17 protein-coding genes are annotated in these 18,684 nt (G+C 47.6%); 8 read left to right on the plus strand and 9 right to left on the minus strand.

The window, feature by feature from the left end:
• Positions 1-2: 2 nt before the first annotated feature.
• The 6 genes from K6J72_RS05280 to tmk are packed head-to-tail and all read left to right on the plus strand — an operon-like array spanning position 3 to position 6,859.
• A complete protein-coding gene (locus K6J72_RS05280; RefSeq protein WP_221279084.1) occupies positions 3-2,543 on the plus strand; it encodes a tetratricopeptide repeat protein in 2,541 nt (846 codons plus the stop codon).
• Positions 2,540-4,582, plus strand: a complete 2,043-nt coding sequence (locus K6J72_RS05285) for an ATP-dependent helicase (RefSeq protein WP_221279085.1) — start codon at positions 2,540-2,542, stop codon at positions 4,580-4,582. Before K6J72_RS05280 ends, K6J72_RS05285 begins: the two co-directional genes overlap by 4 nt.
• On the plus strand, positions 4,579-5,253 hold the full coding sequence (gene flgA, locus K6J72_RS05290; RefSeq protein WP_221279086.1) for a flagellar basal body P-ring formation chaperone FlgA: 675 nt from the start codon (positions 4,579-4,581) through the stop codon (positions 5,251-5,253). Before K6J72_RS05285 ends, flgA begins: the two co-directional genes overlap by 4 nt.
• Complete coding sequence (locus K6J72_RS05295) at positions 5,250-5,810, plus strand: UbiX family flavin prenyltransferase (protein WP_221279087.1); 561 nt, start codon at positions 5,250-5,252, stop codon at positions 5,808-5,810. The genes flgA and K6J72_RS05295 overlap by 4 nt, the downstream gene beginning before the upstream one ends.
• The gene (gene coaD / locus K6J72_RS05300; RefSeq protein ID WP_221279088.1) at positions 5,810-6,283 is read left to right on the plus strand and encodes a pantetheine-phosphate adenylyltransferase; all 474 of its coding nucleotides are present in this window, start codon (positions 5,810-5,812) and stop codon (positions 6,281-6,283) included. The genes K6J72_RS05295 and coaD overlap by 1 nt, the downstream gene beginning before the upstream one ends.
• Positions 6,284-6,859, plus strand: a complete 576-nt coding sequence (tmk, locus tag K6J72_RS05305; RefSeq protein WP_221279089.1) for a dTMP kinase — start codon at positions 6,284-6,286, stop codon at positions 6,857-6,859. It abuts the gene before it with no gap.
• Here tmk and K6J72_RS05310 read toward each other — a convergent pair.
• From K6J72_RS05310 to K6J72_RS05325, 4 genes are read right to left on the minus strand one after another with little or no spacing between them, the layout of a single operon-like run.
• Positions 6,837-9,923, minus strand: coding sequence for an efflux RND transporter permease subunit (locus tag K6J72_RS05310; RefSeq protein ID WP_221279090.1), 3,087 nt, complete (start codon positions 9,921-9,923; stop codon positions 6,837-6,839). The genes tmk and K6J72_RS05310 overlap by 23 nt on opposite strands.
• Complete coding sequence (locus K6J72_RS05315; protein WP_221279091.1) at positions 9,923-10,867, minus strand: HlyD family efflux transporter periplasmic adaptor subunit; 945 nt, start codon at positions 10,865-10,867, stop codon at positions 9,923-9,925. Before K6J72_RS05315 ends, K6J72_RS05310 begins: the two co-directional genes overlap by 1 nt.
• Entirely contained in the window at positions 10,864-12,057 is a 1,194-nt protein-coding gene (gene crdB, locus K6J72_RS05320; protein ID WP_221279092.1) for a copper resistance outer membrane protein CrdB, read from the minus strand. The genes K6J72_RS05315 and crdB overlap by 4 nt, the downstream gene beginning before the upstream one ends.
• The gene (locus tag K6J72_RS05325; RefSeq protein WP_221279093.1) at positions 12,058-12,432 is read right to left on the minus strand and encodes a FixH family protein; all 375 of its coding nucleotides are present in this window, start codon (positions 12,430-12,432) and stop codon (positions 12,058-12,060) included.
• Between the two features lie 99 nt (positions 12,433-12,531).
• Here K6J72_RS05325 and fumC point away from each other — a divergent pair, with 99 nt between their 5' ends.
• Positions 12,532-13,923, plus strand: coding sequence for a class II fumarate hydratase (gene fumC, locus K6J72_RS05330; RefSeq protein ID WP_221279094.1), 1,392 nt, complete (start codon positions 12,532-12,534; stop codon positions 13,921-13,923).
• Positions 13,924-14,051: 128 nt separating this feature from the next.
• On the opposite strand, the gene K6J72_RS05335 is transcribed toward fumC, so the two are convergent.
• The gene (locus K6J72_RS05335; RefSeq protein WP_221279095.1) at positions 14,052-15,053 is read right to left on the minus strand and encodes an alginate lyase family protein; all 1,002 of its coding nucleotides are present in this window, start codon (positions 15,051-15,053) and stop codon (positions 14,052-14,054) included.
• A 670-nt stretch (positions 15,054-15,723) separates the two neighbouring features.
• Between K6J72_RS05335 and K6J72_RS05340 the strand changes: the two genes are divergently transcribed.
• Positions 15,724-16,473: a carbonic anhydrase family protein gene (locus K6J72_RS05340; RefSeq protein WP_221279096.1), complete on the plus strand. Its 750-nt coding sequence runs from the start codon at positions 15,724-15,726 to the stop codon at positions 16,471-16,473.
• Here the strand turns inward: K6J72_RS05340 and miaA are convergent.
• The 4 genes from miaA to nikR are packed head-to-tail and all read right to left on the minus strand — an operon-like array spanning position 16,460 to position 18,666.
• Positions 16,460-17,335 carry a tRNA (adenosine(37)-N6)-dimethylallyltransferase MiaA gene (gene miaA / locus K6J72_RS05345; RefSeq protein ID WP_221279097.1) on the minus strand — a complete coding sequence of 292 codons (876 nt, stop codon included), beginning with the start codon at positions 17,333-17,335 and terminating at the stop codon, positions 16,460-16,462. The two genes, K6J72_RS05340 and miaA, sit on opposite strands and share 14 nt — an antisense overlap.
• Complete coding sequence (gene rsfS / locus K6J72_RS05350) at positions 17,332-17,655, minus strand: ribosome silencing factor (RefSeq protein ID WP_221279098.1); 324 nt, start codon at positions 17,653-17,655, stop codon at positions 17,332-17,334. Before rsfS ends, miaA begins: the two co-directional genes overlap by 4 nt.
• Positions 17,656-17,663: 8 nt before the next feature.
• Positions 17,664-18,236, minus strand: a complete 573-nt coding sequence (gene nadD / locus K6J72_RS05355) for a nicotinate (nicotinamide) nucleotide adenylyltransferase (RefSeq protein ID WP_260320529.1) — start codon at positions 18,234-18,236, stop codon at positions 17,664-17,666.
• Entirely contained in the window at positions 18,220-18,666 is a 447-nt protein-coding gene (gene nikR, locus K6J72_RS05360; protein WP_221279099.1) for a nickel-responsive transcriptional regulator NikR, read from the minus strand. Before nikR ends, nadD begins: the two co-directional genes overlap by 17 nt.
• Positions 18,667-18,684: the final 18 nt, after the last annotated feature.

Genomic DNA, 18,684 nt, shown 5'->3' on the forward strand with positions numbered 1-18,684 from the left:
GCATGGTCGATGAGAATCAAGAGCAAGAAAGCAAAGCAACCAACCAACCAACAGGGCAATCAGAGCCCGCAGAGCAAAAGCAAGCTGACAAACCCACGCTAAGGGAGAGGGCTTTAGTTTTTACCAACAAGGCGAAAAACTTCTTCAGCAAGGACAACCCCCTATTTGGCAGTGCAAACCCTAAAGAGTTTTTAAGCAATTTACGCAACCGCCCTAGATTGTATTTCTCTGTTTTAGGGGGAACAGGGATTGTGGTCTTGATCGCCATAGGTGCGCTTATCGCAAGTTTCATCGCCCATGAGGAACACTATCAGGAGAAAATGAGCCAAAGTACCCAGCAACAACTCGGTAAACTTGCCCAAATGGAGAAAAGCGAAGGCTCTATTTTGGAAAACTTGCCCACTCTAAGGGATAAAAACAGCAGCATCCCCCTAAGCAATGAAGAACAAATCAACGCCCTGATCCAAAAGGCAGACATTCTCTACGCCCAAGGGCAAACCGATGAGGCTCTGCAAATTTTTGGCGACATCTCCCACACCTCTAGCAGCATCGCAAACCACAACTTAGGTGTGATTAAACTACGCAAATACGACTACACCGGTGCGCTGCGGGCCTTTGACAATGCCCTAGCCGCAAAAAATGACATGAGCGTGAACGCCATTGATGCCATGGTCGCTGCCTTTTATCTTAACAATTTTGACCTCTACACCCGTTATTTGAAAATCGCCGAAGAAAACATTCAAGAGCTAGAAAAACAGCCCATTTACTCCTATGTTTACGCCCTCACTCTCTACTATGGAGGGCATTACTTTGAAACCTTAAGTACTCTCACAAACCCCAACTCCAAGCTATTTGACGCGGATAGGCAACACTTGGCGGCTAAAATGTATTTGCTCTTTGGAGATGAAAACAACGCCATTGAGCATTTAAGTGTGGCCGCCACCCCCAAGGACGACAAAGCCCTAGGCTTGCTCTACGCGCGCAGAGGCGATTACAAACAAGCCATTGACCACTTGCAAAGTTACAACGAGCTCTATCCTGAAGATAAAGACACCTTAGTGGCTTTAGAGCTCATCGCACTTAAAATAGGAGATTTTGATGGTGTACACGACATCTTAAGTGTCTTGTTGCACGACATCCATAAGAATAAACACAGGGAAAAGATTCTCACGGACACTTACCCAATTGAGACACTACCAAATGGGCATTTCTTTGACATCAACACCATCCGCAAGGGCTTTTGGAGTACAAATTTTAGAGATGGGATAGGCTTGCCTATAGACCGGGTGCTCTTTTACTACGCCCCTTATAAATTGGTGGACATCAAGGATGCGCTAGGCTCGATTCAAGAGGGGGTGTTCTTTGTGGATAGCAGCGGGAGTCAGGATTTGATGGGGGCGCTCGATTCTTTAGAAAGGGGCAAAAAGGGCAGCCTTGCCGACCAACACATGCTTGCAGGACTAAAACACTTGAGCCAAGCCCACTTGCGCCTCGCCTTAAAAGAGTTTAAACTCTCTTTAAAAGCCAATCCTAACAGCTCTATAGCGCACTACGACACGGGTTTGATCTACGCCCAACTAGAGAACTTCCACGAAGCCAGCTTCCACTTCAAAAAAGCCTACCACCTCAACACCTACAATGTGCTGGCTGGTATTTTTGGGGTCATCACCACACGCTTAGACTATCGCGACCCTAGCCACTTGCTCAAACAACTCACTTCAGACTTCCAAACCTTGCAGTTTAACAACCCCGTTAAACGCGCTTTTTTGAACTCCTTCATCGCCTATTTAAACGGCGCAAGCAACGATGATTTGAGCTGGATGCAAAAAGTCAAACAACCCTTAAGCATTTACTACGCTTTGGGCGTGGCTTATGCCAACCGCGCCCAAGACAAAACGAGACTCGTGGAAAATTTTGCCACCCTCAAGAAAATGCACCCCTACAACATGCTCACCGCTGTGTTTTACGAGATGATGTTAAGATACCACGCCGACATCCGCCAAATGCTGGGTGCTTACGCTTTGCTCACAAACAAAAAGACCAACTTAGAGGAACTGATCCACGGGCCCCTCTTGGCGCGCAAAATGTACATTTACATGGGTTTCATCACAGGGCTTTTAAACCACGAGGAGGAGGAGCTCAACGCCCGCTTAAGTGCTTCAAACAACCAAGAGATGAGCACAGATTTACTGCGCATGCTTGGCTTGATCCATATTTTCCAAAAACAATATGAAAAGTCTGTTGGGATTTATAACTTCCTCATTGACAAAATAGGGGACCACGAAATGGAGGTTTACGAGTTGGCGAGTGTGGCTTATATTGGTTTAGGGCGCTACGACAACGCTGCACTGCTCTTAGAAATTGGCAAAACGATGGATCCGGGCAATTACGATGTGCGCTATGGTTTGGGGTTGCTCTACCAGCAGACAGGCAATTTGGAGGCGAGTCTCAATAATTTCGGCGCGATCAAAACCCGTAATTTCCAATCTTCCTACTTTGATTTTAGACTCAAAGAACCCACAAATAAACAGGACTTGCGATGAATCTTGCAAACCTTTTGATCGGTTTAAACCCCGCCCAGCAAGAAGCCGTGCGCCACACCAAAGGACCTTTATTGATTTTAGCCGGGGCGGGCAGTGGCAAGACCAAGACCTTAACCACCCGCCTAGCCTACTTGATCGGCTATCAAGGTGTGCCCGCCGAGCAAACCTTGACTTTGACCTTCACCAACAAAGCCGCGCAAGAAATGCGCCAAAGGGCAATGGCTTTACTCGGCAAACGGCCTACCTTTGCTAGACCTAGTCTAACCACTTTCCATGGCTTTGGGTATTTCTTTCTTAAAGAGCGCATGGGTCTTTTGGGGCGAGGAACAGACTTCAGTTTAAAAAAACCTAAAGAGCTTAAAAAAGAGCTCAAACCCCTCTTGCTCTCTTGCAAGAATAAAAACAACCCCCTAGAGGATGCCGTCTTTCTCAACTACCTGTTTAAACAGTTTGGTCAGATTAAAAACCACCTCATTGACCTTAAAAATTGCCGCTCTGATGTGCAAAGAGCGTTTAGAGTGTATACACAGCGCCTAGAACAGGAAAATTGGGTGGACTTTGACGATCTCATCTTTTTGCCCCACCTCATCTTAGAGGAAACTCCCGCACTAGCTAGGCAAATGAGCGCATTTTACCAATACATTTCTGTGGACGAATACCAAGACACCAACCCTTTGCAATTCAAACTTTTAAAACAGCTTTGCAGCACCCATGAAAACCTCTGTGTGGTGGGCGATGACGACCAAAGCATTTACGGCTTTAGGGGAGCGGACATCAACAATATTTTAGAGTTTCAAGACCGCTTCCCCAAAAGCAAGATCATCAAATTAGAGCAAAATTACCGCTCCACCCCAGAAATCCTTGGTTATGCGAACCGACTCATCGCCCACAACCAACACCGCCACGAAAAAACACTCATCAGTCAAAAAAACCATGGGGTCGCCAAAACCCTAGAAGACAAACACTTTTGCAACACTCTAGAGGAACACGGCTTTATCCTTAAAAAAATCGCTGAGTGTAGGGCTAAAGACATCCCCTATGAGGAAATCGCGATCCTTTACCGCCTTAATGACCTTGCCAAAGAGCTGGAAAAAACCTTGCGCCAAGCCAACATCCCCTACACCATTGTGGGGCAAATAGGCTTTTTTGAACGCGCCGAGATCAAGGACCGCTTGGCTTATTTGCGTGCGCTGGCTAACCGCCATGATGATGAGGCCCTTTTGCGCTTGTTTGGCAAGCTTGAGGGGCTTGGCAAGACCAGTGTAGAGAAAATCCAAATCATAGCCGCCAGGCATGGCTACAGCATCGCTCAGGCCCACCAAGCCGGCCTGCTTAAAGACCTCCCAAGCAAAGCCCGCCAAAGCTTGCAAGAGTTTTTCGCCCTTTTAGACAGTTTATCCATTCAAGCCATGCAGTTTAAAACCCCCGAGCAAGCCCTAGAGTTGCTTGCCAATTATGCCCAAATCGACAACAACACAAAGATAGACGCAGAGGGGTTAGAGTGCTTGGGCACTTTTGCAACCATGCTGGTAGACTCCATAAGCGAATCCCTAGAATTCAAAGCCCATGCCTGTTTACAAGATTTTTTAGACCAAATTGCTCTAGAATCCATCCCCCTCGATTCCAAAAATTCTAAGGGGGTTAGGTGCATGACCGTGCACGCCTCTAAGGGGCTAGAGTTTAGCGTGGTGTTTGTCGTGGGCTTTGAGGAGGGGTTCTTCCCCTACATCAATGCCGAAAATGTAGAGGAAGAGCGGCGTTTGGGCTATGTCGCCATCACAAGAGCCAAAGAAGAGCTCTACCTTTGCAGTGCCAGCGAACGGCTTTATTACGGGCAAATACACACCAAGCTGTCTCCCTCTTGTTTTATACAAGAAGCTAAGGGACTCGTCCAAACCTTGTGTGTAGGCGATTGTGTGCACCACCCCCACTATGGCTTTGGCTTGATCAAACACATCCAAGAAAAGCATTTGGAAGTCTTCTTCACACACGGGCTTGTGTGTCTGTTGCCAAACTCTGTTAAAAAGATGGGGCTTTGAGGCTTTTACTCTTCATCCTGCTTAGTTTGCCTCTAATCGCTGAGAGTCTTTTAGAGCAAGCGATCAAACAGGCCTACACAGAGTTTTACGCCAAATATCCGCTTAAAGTCCAAGCCGTGCAGGTGAACCTAGCCAGCGGCAACCCCGCCACTTTAGAGCAAATTTTAAAGCACGCCAAAACCCCACAGGATTTAAACCTGCAGCTAGGCCCCCAGCAATTCTTAAATCAAGAGGGGTTGTTGCACTTGAGCCTAGAAAACAACAGCGTGTGGGTACACTATAAAATCAAAGGCACGATCCAAGTCTATAAGAGCAAGAGCATGCTAAGAAAGGATCAAAACCTAGATGCCAGCAACACCTACCAAGTGAGCGTGCCTTTCACCCGTTTTTTCGCCATGCCTATTGACACATCCTACATCAATAACTCGAGCGCACGAAGTTTCTTAGCCGCCAACACGCTTTTAAGCATCGACAAGGTCGGGGCGCAGATTTTGGTTTATAAGCACGAGATTTTCCACGCCACGCTCAAAGAGGGCCCCATTTCTTTAGAAACTTCCCTGCAAGCCTTAGAAAATGGCGGATTAGGTCAAGTGATCCAAGCCTTGAATGTGGAGAGTAAAAAAGTCGTGCAAGTGAAAATCACGGGGTTTTTAAAGGGAGAGGTGCTGTGAAGTTAGTCTTAGGCGTGAGTGGGGCGAGTGGGGTCAATTTGGCGTGGCGCTTTGTAGAAAACTTACCGCTTGAAGTGGAGCTATTTGTTGTGTTGAGCGCACACGCTAAAAAAGTCGCCCTATCCGAAATGGGGCTAAACTTTAGCAAAAAATTAAAAGAGCTCAAACGCCCCTACACCCTTTACAAGCCACACGAAATAGACGCGCCCATCTCTTCGGGCAGTTTCAACATAGATGCCATGGCGGTGATCCCAGCTAGCCTCAACACCTTTAGCAAAATCGCCCATGGCATTTGCGATGATTTACTCACACGCGCGGCTTGTGTGGCTTTAAAAGAGCAAAAAAAGCTTTTAATCGCCCCAAGAGAGTTGCCCCTGCATTCCATCGCCCTTGAAAACCTTTTAAAACTAGCACAAGCCGGGGCGATCATCTCCCCCCCTTTACTCACCTACTACACCAAACCCAAGGACCTAGAGAGCATGGAATTGTTTTTAGTGGGTAAGTGGTTTGACTCTCTAGGGATTGCCAACGACTTGTACTCAAGGTGGGGGGTTTAATGCATACAGCCATTTATCCCGGGACTTTTGATCCCATCACTAACGGGCATTTAGACATCATTAAAAAGGGGGCGGGTTTGTTTAACCCCCTCATTGTGGCAGTGGCTAAGTCGCACGCCAAAAACCCCATGTTTAGCCTAAATGAACGCCTAGAAATGTTGCAACTTGCCACAAAGTCTTTAGACAATGTGAAATGCCTCGCCTTTGAGGGGCTTTTATGCGATTTGGCAAAATCCTATGATTGTAAATGGATCATTCGGGGGCTTAGGGCGGTGAGCGATTTTGAATTTGAGTTCCAAATGGGCTATGCCAATAAATCCTTGCACCCCGAGCTAGAAACGCTCTACTTCATGCCCGCCTTGCAAAACGCTTTCATCAGCGCGTCTGTGGTGCGCTCCATTTTAAGCCACAAGGGGCAAATCGCCCACCTAGTCCCCCCCCTTGTGCTCGAATTCATCAACCAAAGGTTTTGAATGTTTGTCGCCTTAGAAGGGGTGGATACCAGCGGTAAAAGTACGCAGATTGCCCTATTAAAAGAAGCCTACCCCAATGCGCTTTTCACCAAAGAACCGGGGGGCACAAGTCTAGGACAAGCCTTGCGCCAAAAGGTCTTGCACGAGCACTTAAGCCCTGCCACGCAATTTTTATTGTTTTTAGCCGACAGAGCTTTGCACTTAGAAGAGGTGTTAAAGCCCAACGCCCACAAGCTCATTTTTAGCGACCGCTCGTTGATCTCGGGGCTCGCCTATGCCCCCTACCCCCTAGAGCAAGCCCTAGAATTACACAGGGCGCATGGCTTGTTAGACATGTTGCCCGGTTGCGTCTTTTTGTTAAAACTACAGCCTAAAGCCTTGAAAGAGCGGTTGCACGCCAAAACCCACGACTTTATCGAATCTCGGGGGCTAGAGTTTTTAGAGCGCACCCAAGAGCGCTGTGAACAAGCCTGCCAACTCTTGGGGGTTTACACTTACATCCTAGATGCAAGTCAACCCCCCAAAAATCTCCAGCAAGAAATTCTAGACAGGCTTAGGGCAACGCCCGGTTTTTAATCACAAAATACGCCGTGGGGATGATAAAGAGGGTCAAGATCACGCTGGTGATCATCCCGCCGAGCATGGGTGCGGCGATGGAGTGCATGATCTCTGAGCCCACGCCATGCGAATACATGATGGGCACTAAAGAAACCAAGATGCTAAAGAAAGTCATCAGTTTTGGGCGCACCCTTTGCACCGCTCCGTGCATGATCGCCTCTTTGAGTTTAACGCTGGTCTGCTCGGCTTCTTTGAGGAAGTTTTGGTAAGCGTCCTCTAGGTAGATGATCATCACAATCGCTGTTTCGCTCGCCACACCTAAAAGAGCCAAAAAGCCCACAAGGGCAGCGATGCTTAAGTTCAAACCCCAAAGTTTCATGAAGACAAGCCCGCCTAAAAAGGCAAAGGGCAAGCTGAAGAAACATAAAAGCGAGTTTATGGGGCTTTTGAGCGCAAACACGATTAAGAGAAAGATGATGAAAATACTCATCGGCACAATGTATTTTAAGGTCGCAAAGGCTTCATCTAGGTATTGGCTCTCGCCTGAAAACTCGTAGTAATACCCGCTAGGCAGGCGCAAACTCTCCAGGGCTTTGATCGCCGCCTCGCGGTAACTTTCAGAGCTGACCCCATTTTTGGGTACAATGTAAATGAAGTGCACATTCAGGCCCTTTTCGCTCTTAAGCACCGCTGGGGCGTTTTCATAATAGACATTAGCAAACTCCCTTAAAGGCACATAGCTAGAGGGGGTTTTGATATAGAGGTTTTGCAGGGCTTCTATATTGTTGCGCTGTGTGTCTTTGAGCCGCACAGAGATCGGGTAACTCTCCACACCATCAATCAAGGTTGTGATGTTCGCCCCCCCCATGCCAAAACTCACCATGTTTAAAACCGCCTCTTTGGTGAGGTTGTATTGCGCTAGTTTTTCGGGGCGTAGATCCACATTTAAGTAATAGCCATTGTTGGACTTTTCAGCAAAGACGGACAGACTTTGGGGTAAAGTCTTTAATTTCTGTTCCATTTTGATCGCCAACTCTTGGAGCAAATAGGGGTCTTTGCCATAAAGTTTAATGCCAAGGGGGGTGCGAATCCCCGTTAAGAGCATGTCAATACGCCCTCTAATGGGGTAGGTCCAAGAGTTCACCAAGCCCTTGAGTTGTAAGGTTTTTTCTAATTGATCCCTGAGTTTTTTATAAGTCATGCCCGGCCGCCACTGAGATTTGGGCTTGAGCTCAATGTAGGTTTCTAGCATGGACAAGGCAGCGCTGTCTGTACTGCTGTTGGCGCGCCCGGCCTTGCCAAAGACTTGTTTGACTTCAGGGATCGCCTTGATGTGCTTGTTGGTTTCTTCTAAATACTTCTTAGCCGTGTCTATGCCCACAGCGTTGGTCGTTACGGGCATATACATCACCACGCCCTCATTGATGGCGGGGATAAACTCCCAGTTGAGTCTTTTATACACGAAGTAAAGCCCTCCCAATCCCACCACGCTAAGGGCCAAGAACACCCACCTAAAGCGCAAAACAAAGGTCAAACACACCCCATAAACCTTGATGAAAAAGGCGTTGATGGGGTTTTTGGATTCCTCGATGATTTTGCCCTTGATGAAAAAGAGCATCAAAATCGGCACGACACTGATGGAAAGCAGAGCCCCCACAAGCATGGCAAAAGTCTTGGTGTAAGCTAGGGGCGAGAAGAGGCGTTTTTCTTGCCCACTCAAGTCAAAAATAGGCAAGAAAGACACCACAATGATCATGAGAGCAAAGAAAATCGCCGGGCCCACTTGCTTCACCCCAGCGATGATCGCCTCTTGGCGTTCTTGGTCGTTCTCTATGTTGGCGTGGCTTAGGTGTTTGTGGGCGTTTTCCACCATCACAATCGCCGCGTCCACCATCGCCCCGATGGCAATGGCAATCCCCCCTAAACTCATGATGCTCGCCTCAATGTTGAAAAAGTGCATCAGCAAGAAGCTTAGGCACACGCAAAGGGGTAAAGTGATGATAACCACTAAGGCACTTCTAAAGTGCAGGAGAAAGAGCGCGATCACCACTAGCACAATCACACTCTCTTCTATCAAGGTGTGTATGAGATTGTCCACGCCCTTTTCAATCAGCTCGCTTCTGTCATAAACGGGCACGATTTTCACATCGGGGTTGCCCTCTTGCAAGCGGGCAATCTTGGCTTTAATGCGTTCTAAAATGCGGTAGGTGTCGGCGTGGTAGCGCACCATCACAATCCCGCCCACGACCTCTTGCTTGCCATTCAAGTTTGCCACTGAGCGGCGGGGTTTGGGGGTTAAATTCAGCGTGGCGACATCTTTAAGCTTAATGGGGGTGAGATTGGGGGTTTTGAGTACGATTTCGCCCAAATCTTTTAAGCTCTTGGTGTAGCCTTGCGCATGGATGATTTTCTCAAACCCATTTTCTAGGATAATCCCTCCGCCCGTGTCCTCGTTGGATTTTTTAATGGCATTCACCACATCTTGTACGCTTAGATCGTATTTGACGAGTGCATCGTTGTCTAGGGTAACTTCATAGTTTTTCTCAAAGCCGCCCACGCTCGCCACTTCGCTCACCCCATCCACACCCAAAAGCGCATAGCGGTAGTAAAAATCTTGCAAAGTCTTTAACTCGGCTAGGCTCTTGGTTTTGCTCACCAAAGCGTATTGATAAGCCCAGCCAATGGAGGTCGAGTCGCTGCCCATCTCCACTTTCACGCCAGCGGGCAACTTCACCCGTGCCATCTGTTCACTCACTCGATCGCGGGCAAAATACAAATCCACACCATCTTTAAAAATGATGTACACCAGCCCCGTTTCATAGCTAGAGATTCCTCGCACGGTGTCGATGTCGGCAATCCCCATGAAGTTTGCCACTAAGGGATAGACCGCCTGTTCTTGCACCACCTGCGGGCTTTGATTGGGGTAGCTCACCTGCACCACCACCTGCGTGGGCGAGAGATCAGGCAGAGCGTCTAACCGGGTGTTTTGGATCGCCCATAAAGAGATCAAAAAAAGCAAGAAAGTGCCCATCAAAACGATCAATTTATTTTTCAGGCAGAGCGAGATGATCGCGTTAATCATCACTCATCTCCATTGTTGATCGCATCGGCATCTAAAATAAAGAGCGCGTTTTTGGCGACCTCATCGCCGGCTTTGAGTCCCTCTAGGACTTGGTAACTCCCATCACTCAAGCGCTTGGCCTTAATGGGGGTGAAGTCAAAGGAGTCGTCGTCTTTTTTAAACACGATCGCTTGCCCGTTTTTGATCAACACCGCCTCTTTAGGCAAGATGAGTATTTTTTGGGCGGGCTGATAAATGGTAACTTTGGCGAACATATTAGGGAAAAAAAGTTGCTTGGGGTTTTTCAAAATGAAGCGGGCCTCAAGCATTTTATCTTGTGCGCCCACAAGGGGGTTGATGTTGGCAAACTCCAAGCTAAACACCCCCGGCACGCCCTCGATCTTGATCTGTGCCTTAGACAAGTGGCGCACGAAGTCCAAATCCTCTTGATTGACCCTAACCAGCACATACAACGCCTTCAAGTCAACGATCTGAAACACCACCGCTCCGCTTTTGATAAACCCCCCCTCATTGACATTTTTGGCAAAAACCACCCCACTAAAGGGGCTTAGCATTTCCACGCTATTTTGCACCTTTTTGGTCTGCATGATTTTAGCGATCTGCGCAGATCCCACGCCTAGTAAGCGCAATTTCTCCTGCATTTGGGCGACTTGGCGGTTGAAGTGCAGGGAGGAAAGCAACTCGCTTTGCACCGAGATCAGCGCAGGGGAGTAAATGCTAAAGAGTTTATCCCCTGCTTTCACACTTTGGTAGGTGCGATTCACATAGAGTTTTTCCACAAAGCCATCAAAGCGCAAATTGTAGGTGTAGGTCTTGCGCTCATCGGCTTGCAAAGTGGCGTAATACTGCCTAAAGGGGGCGAACTCTTTAAGTTGTACCGCCACACTCCCCACCGCCTGCACCTGCACTAAACTCAATAAAAGCCCAAAAATCCACTTTTTCATTTCAGCCCTTTGAGGTTTTCTAGCGCAAGGTAGGTTGTGGCTAAGATGCTTTTGGTTTCTAATTGCAGTAATTTTGTGTTGATGGTGTCGTTGAAGGCGTTGTAATAGCTGTTGTAATCGCCCTGCGATGAAGGCAGATTGTCTTTATAGATTTTCACAATGTGCTCGCTGGCCTGCAGGATTTGGTCAATGTTGCTGAGGTTCTTTTGCAGTTGTGTGAGTTTTTTAATCAATTTACGGGCGTTGTGTTGCACGCTGTTTTTGGTATTCTCTAGAGCGTTTAGAGCGGCCAAATGCTCTTGTTTGCGTTGCTGCAAAGTGTTGCTTTGTTTGCCATAGAGAGGCAGAGGGATTGCCACTCCGATGGTGAACATGTCAAAGATTTTAGAACGGAAGAGGTAGTTGGCGGTTACATTGATGTCTTCTAAAAAGCTTTTCTTGGCTAGGGTGATGTTTTTTAAAGCTTGGCTGTCTTGCAAACTTGCGATTTTAATCGTGCGGTTTGTCTCCATGATTTCCTTCATTTCATGCTCGGGCTTGAACGCCACGGGGCTAGGCGCAAGGCTTAAAAGTTCGCTTTGGTTAAAGGTCAGCTCGCTGATGTTGATTTTATTGTCGGCTAGGGTGTCTTGCAAGTCGTTTTGCTTGATTTCCCATTGCGCTTTGATGACCTCTAGTTTGGCGATGGCGATTTGATCGGGGCTGCTGGAGTGCTCGGCTCTATAAAGCAAATTTTCTAAATTGCTTAAAGCGTCTTTAAGCAAAGCGAGTTTTTGGGTGTTTTTATAGACATTGACGGCGTTGGTCAAAATATTGATGGCAATTTGTTGCTTGAGTTGTTCTAATTCTAAAATCTTTTTTTGGCGCTCGATCTGCACCACTTGCTTTTGCGTGTGTCTTTTGCCGGTGACATCAAACTTTTGGCTAAGCCCTACACTGATGCTTTGCATGAAGCTGGAGTCTAAGATGAAAAAGTTATTGACATCGGCGTTGTTGTAGCCCACATACAAGATGGGGTTATCCCAACGACTCACCGCCTGCGCCTGCGCCTGTAGGCTGTCTATCTGTGCTTGTAAACTTGCGATTTTAGCGTTTTTAACCAAGTATTTTGTATACACCACCTGCAAGTTTAAAGGGCCTGCTTGCAGAGCGAGCGTGACAAAGATCAGACCAAGCACAAGCGCACGCATTTAAATATCCACGCTGCTTTTGCCTTTGTAAACATGCCCATCTTTGCTCTTGATCTCCACTTTGATTTGCCAAGTCCCGTTCATGGGTAGGTTCACAGAGCCTTCATACACCCCATCTTTTTCCTCCAACTTTGCGCTTTCGTGCATCGCGGGCATGCCCGGCATTTCAGGCATGAAGAACTTGACTTTCACCTGCGCGCCTTTGATCGCCTTGCCGTGCAAGGTGGGGGCAATGCTGAACTTGTTGTTCCCATTGATAAACTTATTTGAAGACTTTAAAGAGATGTCGGTCTCGCTGGCTTTAAACTTCAGTTCATAAGCGTTTAGGCTAAAGGCCAAAGCTCCTGCTAGAAAAATGAGAGCGGATTTTTTCATGGTTTCTCCTTGATTGAAATGCCCCAATTCTAGGCAAAGATTGTGTAAAAATTGTGTAAAAATGTGTTAAAGTTTGGGAAATTTTTTAAAAGGAAGCGCATGCATTATAGAGTAGAACATGACACCATGGGCGAGGTCAAAGTAGAGGACAACAAATACTGGGGCGCGCAAACCCAAAGGAGTTTTGAGAACTTCAAAATCGGGGTGGAGAAAATGCCCCCTGAACTGATCAATGCCTTTGCCAAACTCAAACGCTCTTTAGCCAAGGTCAACCAAGACTTAGGCAAGCTAGACACGAAAAAAGCGGGCGCGATCATGCAGGCTTGTGAAGACATTTTAGCCGGCAAGTTAGAGGGCATGTTCCCTTTAGCCATTTGGCAAACCGGCAGCGGGACACAAACCAACATGAACATGAACGAAGTCATCGCCAACAGAGCGACTGAGATTTTAGGGGCAGACTTTAGAAAAGAAAAATTAGTCCACCCCAATGACCATGTGAACATGTCCCAAAGCTCGAACGACACCTTCCCCACGGCCATGCACATTGTGGCGGTGTTGGAACTGACCGGCACGCTCTTGCCCGCGCTAGACACCTTGCACGCCACCTTGCATGCCAAAAGTGAAGCATTTAAGGACATCATCAAAATCGGGCGCACCCATCTACAAGACGCCACCCCTTTAACTTTGGGCCAAGAGTTTAGTGGCTATGCGAGCATGCTAGAGCACTCTAGGGTGCAGATTTTAGAGAGTTTAGAGGGCTTAAGGGAGCTTGCCATCGGGGGCACAGCGGTAGGCACAGGCCTTAACGCCCACCCGCAGTTGTCCCAAAAGGTCGCCGAAGAGCTCACCCACTTTACAGGGCAAGCGTTTAAAAGCGCGCCCAACAAATTCCACGCCTTAACCAGCCACGATGCCATCACTTTCGCCCACGGCGCGTTAAAAGGATTGGCGGCAAACTTAATGAAAATCGCCAACGACATTCGATGGCTTGCCAGCGGTCCACGCTGTGGTTTGGGTGAATTACACATTCCCGAAAATGAACCGGGCAGTTCTATTATGCCGGGCAAAGTCAACCCCACCCAATGCGAAGCCTTGACCATGGTTGCCGTACAAGTGATGGGCAATGATGTGGCGATCGGCTTTGCCGCTTCACAGGGCAATTTTGAGCTCAATGTTTTTAAACCTGTCATCATCTACAACTTCTTGCAAAGCGTGAAACTCCTAGCCGATGGGATGTTGAGCTTCAACGAACATTGCGCCAGCGGCATTGAGCCCAACAAGGACAAGATCGACTACTATTTGCACCACTCTTTAATGCTCGTTACCGCTTTAAACCCACACATCGGCTATGAAAATGCCGCCAAAGTCGCCAAAAACGCCCATAAAAAGGGCATCAGCCTTAAAGAATCTGCCCTAGAACTCGGGCTTTTGAGTGAAAAAGACTTTGACGCATGGGTCGTCCCCGCCCACATGATTGCCCCAAAGGCGTAGAGGACTTGGCCTTTAAGCCCTTGCAAGTGCTGACAAGGGCAAGAACACAACCAAAAGCTCTGTTTTGGCAATTCAAAAACAGCGCGGCGTGCTTTGAAAAACCTAAAAGAGTCGCTCAAGTCTCGTTTTTAAGGAGATGGTGTGGCTGTTAAAACCTCATTAAACTCCAATCTAAAGCGATCCGCCTTAAAGTCATCTTGTTTAATCGCCTCTTGGCCTTCTGGACTTTTAAAGTATTGGTTTAAGAGTAGAAAATAAGCGTTTTTATGGATTCCCATCAAACCGGGCTGGTAGTAGGGAAAACTTGTAGGATCAAGCACCCACTGAGCAGCCTTATCATAGGCCTTAAAGAGCTTTTGCGCCGCAGAGGTGTGCCATAAATCAAAGCCGTTTTCGGCGAGCAGTTGCCCGGCCACACTGATGGGAGTGAGGGCAAAATGGGTGTAGGCAATGCCCTTGATGCCCTTAGTCGGACCGCCATTGTAGTTGGCCGTGTTGCTGCGCACAATCTCTTTAGCCATCACACCATTGTCATCGATGGCGTTTAAAAGCCAGCCCTGCCATTGATGTGCCATTTTTAGCAAGAGGGCGTGGTCGTTTAGCACCAGCGCACCGCTCACAACAAAAAGCACGCTCCACGCTCCGATGTTATTGTCTTTGTTGAGGCGTGCATACTCTAGCATGCGGCGCACAAAGTGCTCAAAGGCGGGGCTAGGAAACTTAGTGCGGATAAAAAGATAGGCCATGTCCATGTAGGGCATGGTGAAGTTGATGAGGTTTGTCGCTTCTTTAGAGTCCACACCCTTAAGGTTTTGCGCCCATTGATTCAAAATCTCTCTAGCCCTCTTGGCGTATATCGTTTTGCCACTTGTATGAAAACCCAAAGCCAAATCATAGGCCAAGTTAGCCGATCGCTTAAACTCTTTAGTGCAAAAATCCGCCTTTCTTTCGCCCGTTTCTGTGTAGTGAGGCAAAGTGTCGAGCTCTGGGCAGGTTTGGATTTGCTTTTTTAGTTTTCTTTTCAAATGGATTGCATGCTCCAAATCGTGGGCGTAAAAGCCTTTAAAAATAGAGGGTGTGGCTGAAAGCGTGCTCAAGACACACAGCCCCAAAAGCATGGTTTTTTTCATCGCATACCTTTTAAAATGACCACTTTAACCCCAGCGCCCCTTCTCTATATTAAGCGATCTCTTTTAATGGGGCAACCCCAACCTTGCAGGACACAATGCCGCACCGCTTTGGGTTTGGTTTTTATCCCCATAAGTGCTTGTGGCACTTTTGACTTTGTTTAGCACCACACCATCGCCCTCAATCGCTAAAAGTCTACAATCGCAAAAACCCCATTGAAGGCAAAAATGACTCCATAAACGAGTTTGATGCCCTGTTCTATCAGCTCTTTAGTGCGCTCAAAGCACGCCCTCCAACTGCCCCTCTCCTTGCCCCACTGCGTCTTTTTTAAAAACTCTTGATCGGGTTGGAGTGTGTCTTTTTGTGTTCTCTAGCCAAAGGGTTTTGAGGCACTGCACACCCCTTAGAAATTTGGATTTGGATAGGCGTACACGGAGATCCTTGATCACAACGGCCGATTCTAAGCTGTTTATTTAAACAAAAAATAAATCCAGCGCATTGGGGCATTGTTGCAAAAAATAGGGGTTGAACCGTGCTCAAGCCTCAAGTTTTGTCTAGAGTGTTACCACTTTACTGCCTTTGAGGGGTTTAAAGTGAGGGTTTTAGAGTTTATTAATTTTTGGGGATGAAACTGCGCTATGCTGTGAATCTAGTTCGCTTGAAAGGATTTTTATGAAAAAAAGCGTGTTGCTTTTTGGTTTATCTTTAAGTCTGCTTGGGGCTTCGGGGGCTGAGAATTGGGGCTATGAAAACCACACAGGAGCTAAACACTGGGATAAGTTACACAGAGATTATGCGGTCTGCAAGGCTGGTAAAACCCAATCGCCCTTCAACATCGAGCATTACTACCACTCCCCCGACAAAGAAGATTTTAGCTTTGATTACAAAAGTACGGTGCCCACTTCGATTGAGTATTCCCACTACACTTTTGTGGCCAAGTTTGCCCACCCTAGCGATTCTGTAACTTATAGGGATCACGAGTACCAGTTGGTGAATTTACACTTCCATATCCCCATGGAATTTGCCATCCATGGCAAACGCCAGCCCTTGAGCATGCACTTGGTCCACAAGGATGCCCAAGGGCGTTTATTGGTGGTGGGGATTGGGTTTACAATTGGACATAAAAACCCCTTTTTAACGCCTCTCTTAAACGCCTATAAATACAAGACATCCCCAAAACCTTTGGTTTTAAACAAGCTCTTGCCAGACACGATCCACTACTACCACTTCAACGGCTCGCTCACCACCCCACCCTGCACAGAGGGCGTTACATGGTTTGTTCTTGAAGAAACCCTAAGCCTCTCGCCCCAACAATTTGAAGACATTAAAAAAATCATGCACAACAAGTCTAACCAACGCCCCCTGCAAAAGGATTATAACCGCGTGATTGTCAAAAGTTCCGCCACGCTCAGAGAGCATTGAGGTCTAAAACCGCCTTTTTAAGTTCAAGGGGGTTTAAAAAACGGGCGTTTTTAAATGTTTTGTTGAAGGTTGTTTGGCGTTTGGCAAGTTGGCAGGTGTGGGTGGTGATCAAGACTTCTAATTCGTTATAGTCAATCTCGTGATTGAGATGTTGCAAGCACTCTTTAGGGCCTATCGCTTTAAAAGGTTGGCAATGTGTGCCGTATTTTTGGGCTAGGGTGTCAATCTCTTGCACCATGCCCAGCTTGAGCATGTGCTGTGTGCGCTTGGCAATTTGGGCGTGCAAAGTGGGCTTGTCTAGCGTTAGAGCAAAAATTTCGATGGGGTGGTTAAAGGGTTTTTTGGGGTGCTTTTGAAAATAAAGGCTTGGGGGAGTGTTGGTGGCAAAATAGAGTTTGAGCCCTTGTGTGGTGCGGTAGGGGTCTGTGGCTGTGTGGGCGTAAGTGGGGTCTATTTTAGCCAAAAAGGCGTGGGGGTCTTTTAAGGCATTGATTTTTTCTAAAATCTCTAGCTCTTGTTCTGTTGTGAGTGTGGGCTGTGGGCTTAAGCCCTCAATCACGGATTTTAAATAAAACCCACTCCCCCCCACGATCAAGACATTTTCGTGTTCCAACATAGCCCGCTCAAGCTCAGCTTTAAAAACCTGGGCGTTGTTTTTTTGGGGGATGTCTAAGACATCCACGCCATAGTGTGGTACTTGCGCTAACTCTTGTGGGCTGGGCTTTGCGCTTGCGATGTCTAGCTCTTTATAGACACTCAGCGAATCTAAGGACACAATGGGAGCACTCAAGGCTAGCGCAAGTTCAAGTCCTAATGCGCTTTTCCCGCTCCCACTAGGACCGATGATGGCGATTAAACTCAATGCGGTTTGTTGTAGGTTTTTAAAAACCCGTCTAGATCAAAGTGGTCTCTATAACTTTGGGTGAAAAGGTGGATCATGATGTCGCCTAAATCTATGATGATCCACTCTTCATTGCTCTCATCTGTGGCGTAAAACTCTTCGCCTAGAGGTTTGAGCGTGGTTTTTAAATGATCGAGCAAAGATAGGGCGTGTTTGCTGGCTAGGGTGGTGGCGATCACCACATGTGCGGTGATGTAGTCTTGCTCTCTTAAGTCAAAGGTGGTGATGTTTTCCGCCTTTTTTTCCTCGAGCAGGGCAACGATTCTAGCAATTCTTGGCATGGTTCTCCTTAAAGGTTGTCAACACCCCGCTTTGCACTAGGGGGCAGGTGGGGGGATTTGGTGTTTTGCGAGCAGGGCCTGATCTGTGTAGATGAAATGGGGCATTTGATGTTCTCAAGAGATAAAAACGAGTGGTTGAAACTCGGAGGCGTGTCTAGGGGGTAGCCCTGTCGTTGTACCAAAATAAAATGCGCCAGCTGTGTGAGTTCGTCATAGCCCTCCCAGTCTTTTAAACCCGCCACATTGTCTGTGCCCATGATAAAGTAGAGTTTTTGGGGGTGGTAGGTTTGGTTAAAGTGGCGCACGCTCTCAATGGTCGGCACGGGGCGCTTTTGCTGTGTCTCGTAGTCGCTAACGATGACCTTGTCCATGCCCCTTAAGAGTTCTTGCATCCACAGCAGGCGTTGCTCTGGGGTGAAAGCAGGGGGGGTTTTAAAGGGGTTTTGGTGGGCGACTAGGATGAAAAACTTGTCTAGGGCAAAGCTCGCTAGGGTTTGGTAAATCACTTCTAAATGGGCGACGTGCGGGGGGTCAAAGCTGCCCCCATAAAGCGCAATGGTGGGCTTAGGTGTTAGACTCAAAACTCGATGCTTTGGTGAGCTTGGAAAACTTCACGCCCTTAAGCCCCCCGATTTCTAGGTGCAGGTGCATGATGTCGGCGGGCTTGCCCTTTAAGATGATGGTTTCTAGGCAGTTGTGGGCGTTTAGATGGACATGCGTGGTACATAAAATGCTGATGTGGCTCTCGTGCTGTATGTCGATCATGCGCTGGTTGAGCTCCCTCTGGTGGTGGTCGTAAATGAGCACCACCACCGCCACAATCAAGCCACAATTATCCTCCGCGTCCGCCCGACTCCAGCTGTCCTCCACTAAACGCTCTCGTATCATGTCCCGTACCAGTTCAGAGCGGGACGAATAGCCGTTTTTAATGATGCGGTTGTCTAGCTCATCTAAAAGATTTTGTTGTAAGGACACCGAAAACCTAATGATGGCATCTTCTTTGTTTTCCATTGCACTCCCTAAAAAGTG

Source organism: Helicobacter sp. NHP19-003 (assembly GCF_019703305.1).
Lineage (GTDB): Bacteria > Campylobacterota > Campylobacteria > Campylobacterales > Helicobacteraceae > Helicobacter > Helicobacter gastrocanis.

What these genes read in the sequence shown, in the direction of transcription:
- crdB (WP_221279092.1), bottom strand. Translation starts at nt 12,057, where the DNA reads ATGCGTGCGCTTGTGCTTGGTCTGATCTTTGTCACGCTCGCTCTGCAA.
- K6J72_RS05285 (WP_221279085.1), top strand. Translation starts at nt 2,540, where the DNA reads ATGAATCTTGCAAACCTTTTGATCGGTTTAAACCCCGCCCAGCAAGAA.
- K6J72_RS05315 (WP_221279091.1), bottom strand. Translation starts at nt 10,867, where the DNA reads ATGAAAAAGTGGATTTTTGGGCTTTTATTGAGTTTAGTGCAGGTGCAG.
- tmk (WP_221279089.1), top strand. Translation starts at nt 6,284, where the DNA reads ATGTTTGTCGCCTTAGAAGGGGTGGATACCAGCGGTAAAAGTACGCAG.
- K6J72_RS05310 (WP_221279090.1), bottom strand. Translation starts at nt 9,923, where the DNA reads ATGATTAACGCGATCATCTCGCTCTGCCTGAAAAATAAATTGATCGTT.
- K6J72_RS05335 (WP_221279095.1), bottom strand. Translation starts at nt 15,053, where the DNA reads ATGAAAAAAACCATGCTTTTGGGGCTGTGTGTCTTGAGCACGCTTTCA.
- coaD (WP_221279088.1), top strand. Translation starts at nt 5,810, where the DNA reads ATGCATACAGCCATTTATCCCGGGACTTTTGATCCCATCACTAACGGG.
- K6J72_RS05280 (WP_221279084.1), top strand. Translation starts at nt 3, where the DNA reads ATGGTCGATGAGAATCAAGAGCAAGAAAGCAAAGCAACCAACCAACCA.
- K6J72_RS05340 (WP_221279096.1), top strand. Translation starts at nt 15,724, where the DNA reads ATGAAAAAAAGCGTGTTGCTTTTTGGTTTATCTTTAAGTCTGCTTGGG.
- nikR (WP_221279099.1), bottom strand. Translation starts at nt 18,666, where the DNA reads ATGGAAAACAAAGAAGATGCCATCATTAGGTTTTCGGTGTCCTTACAA.
- K6J72_RS05325 (WP_221279093.1), bottom strand. Translation starts at nt 12,432, where the DNA reads ATGAAAAAATCCGCTCTCATTTTTCTAGCAGGAGCTTTGGCCTTTAGC.
- fumC (WP_221279094.1), top strand. Translation starts at nt 12,532, where the DNA reads ATGCATTATAGAGTAGAACATGACACCATGGGCGAGGTCAAAGTAGAG.
- rsfS (WP_221279098.1), bottom strand. Translation starts at nt 17,655, where the DNA reads ATGCCAAGAATTGCTAGAATCGTTGCCCTGCTCGAGGAAAAAAAGGCG.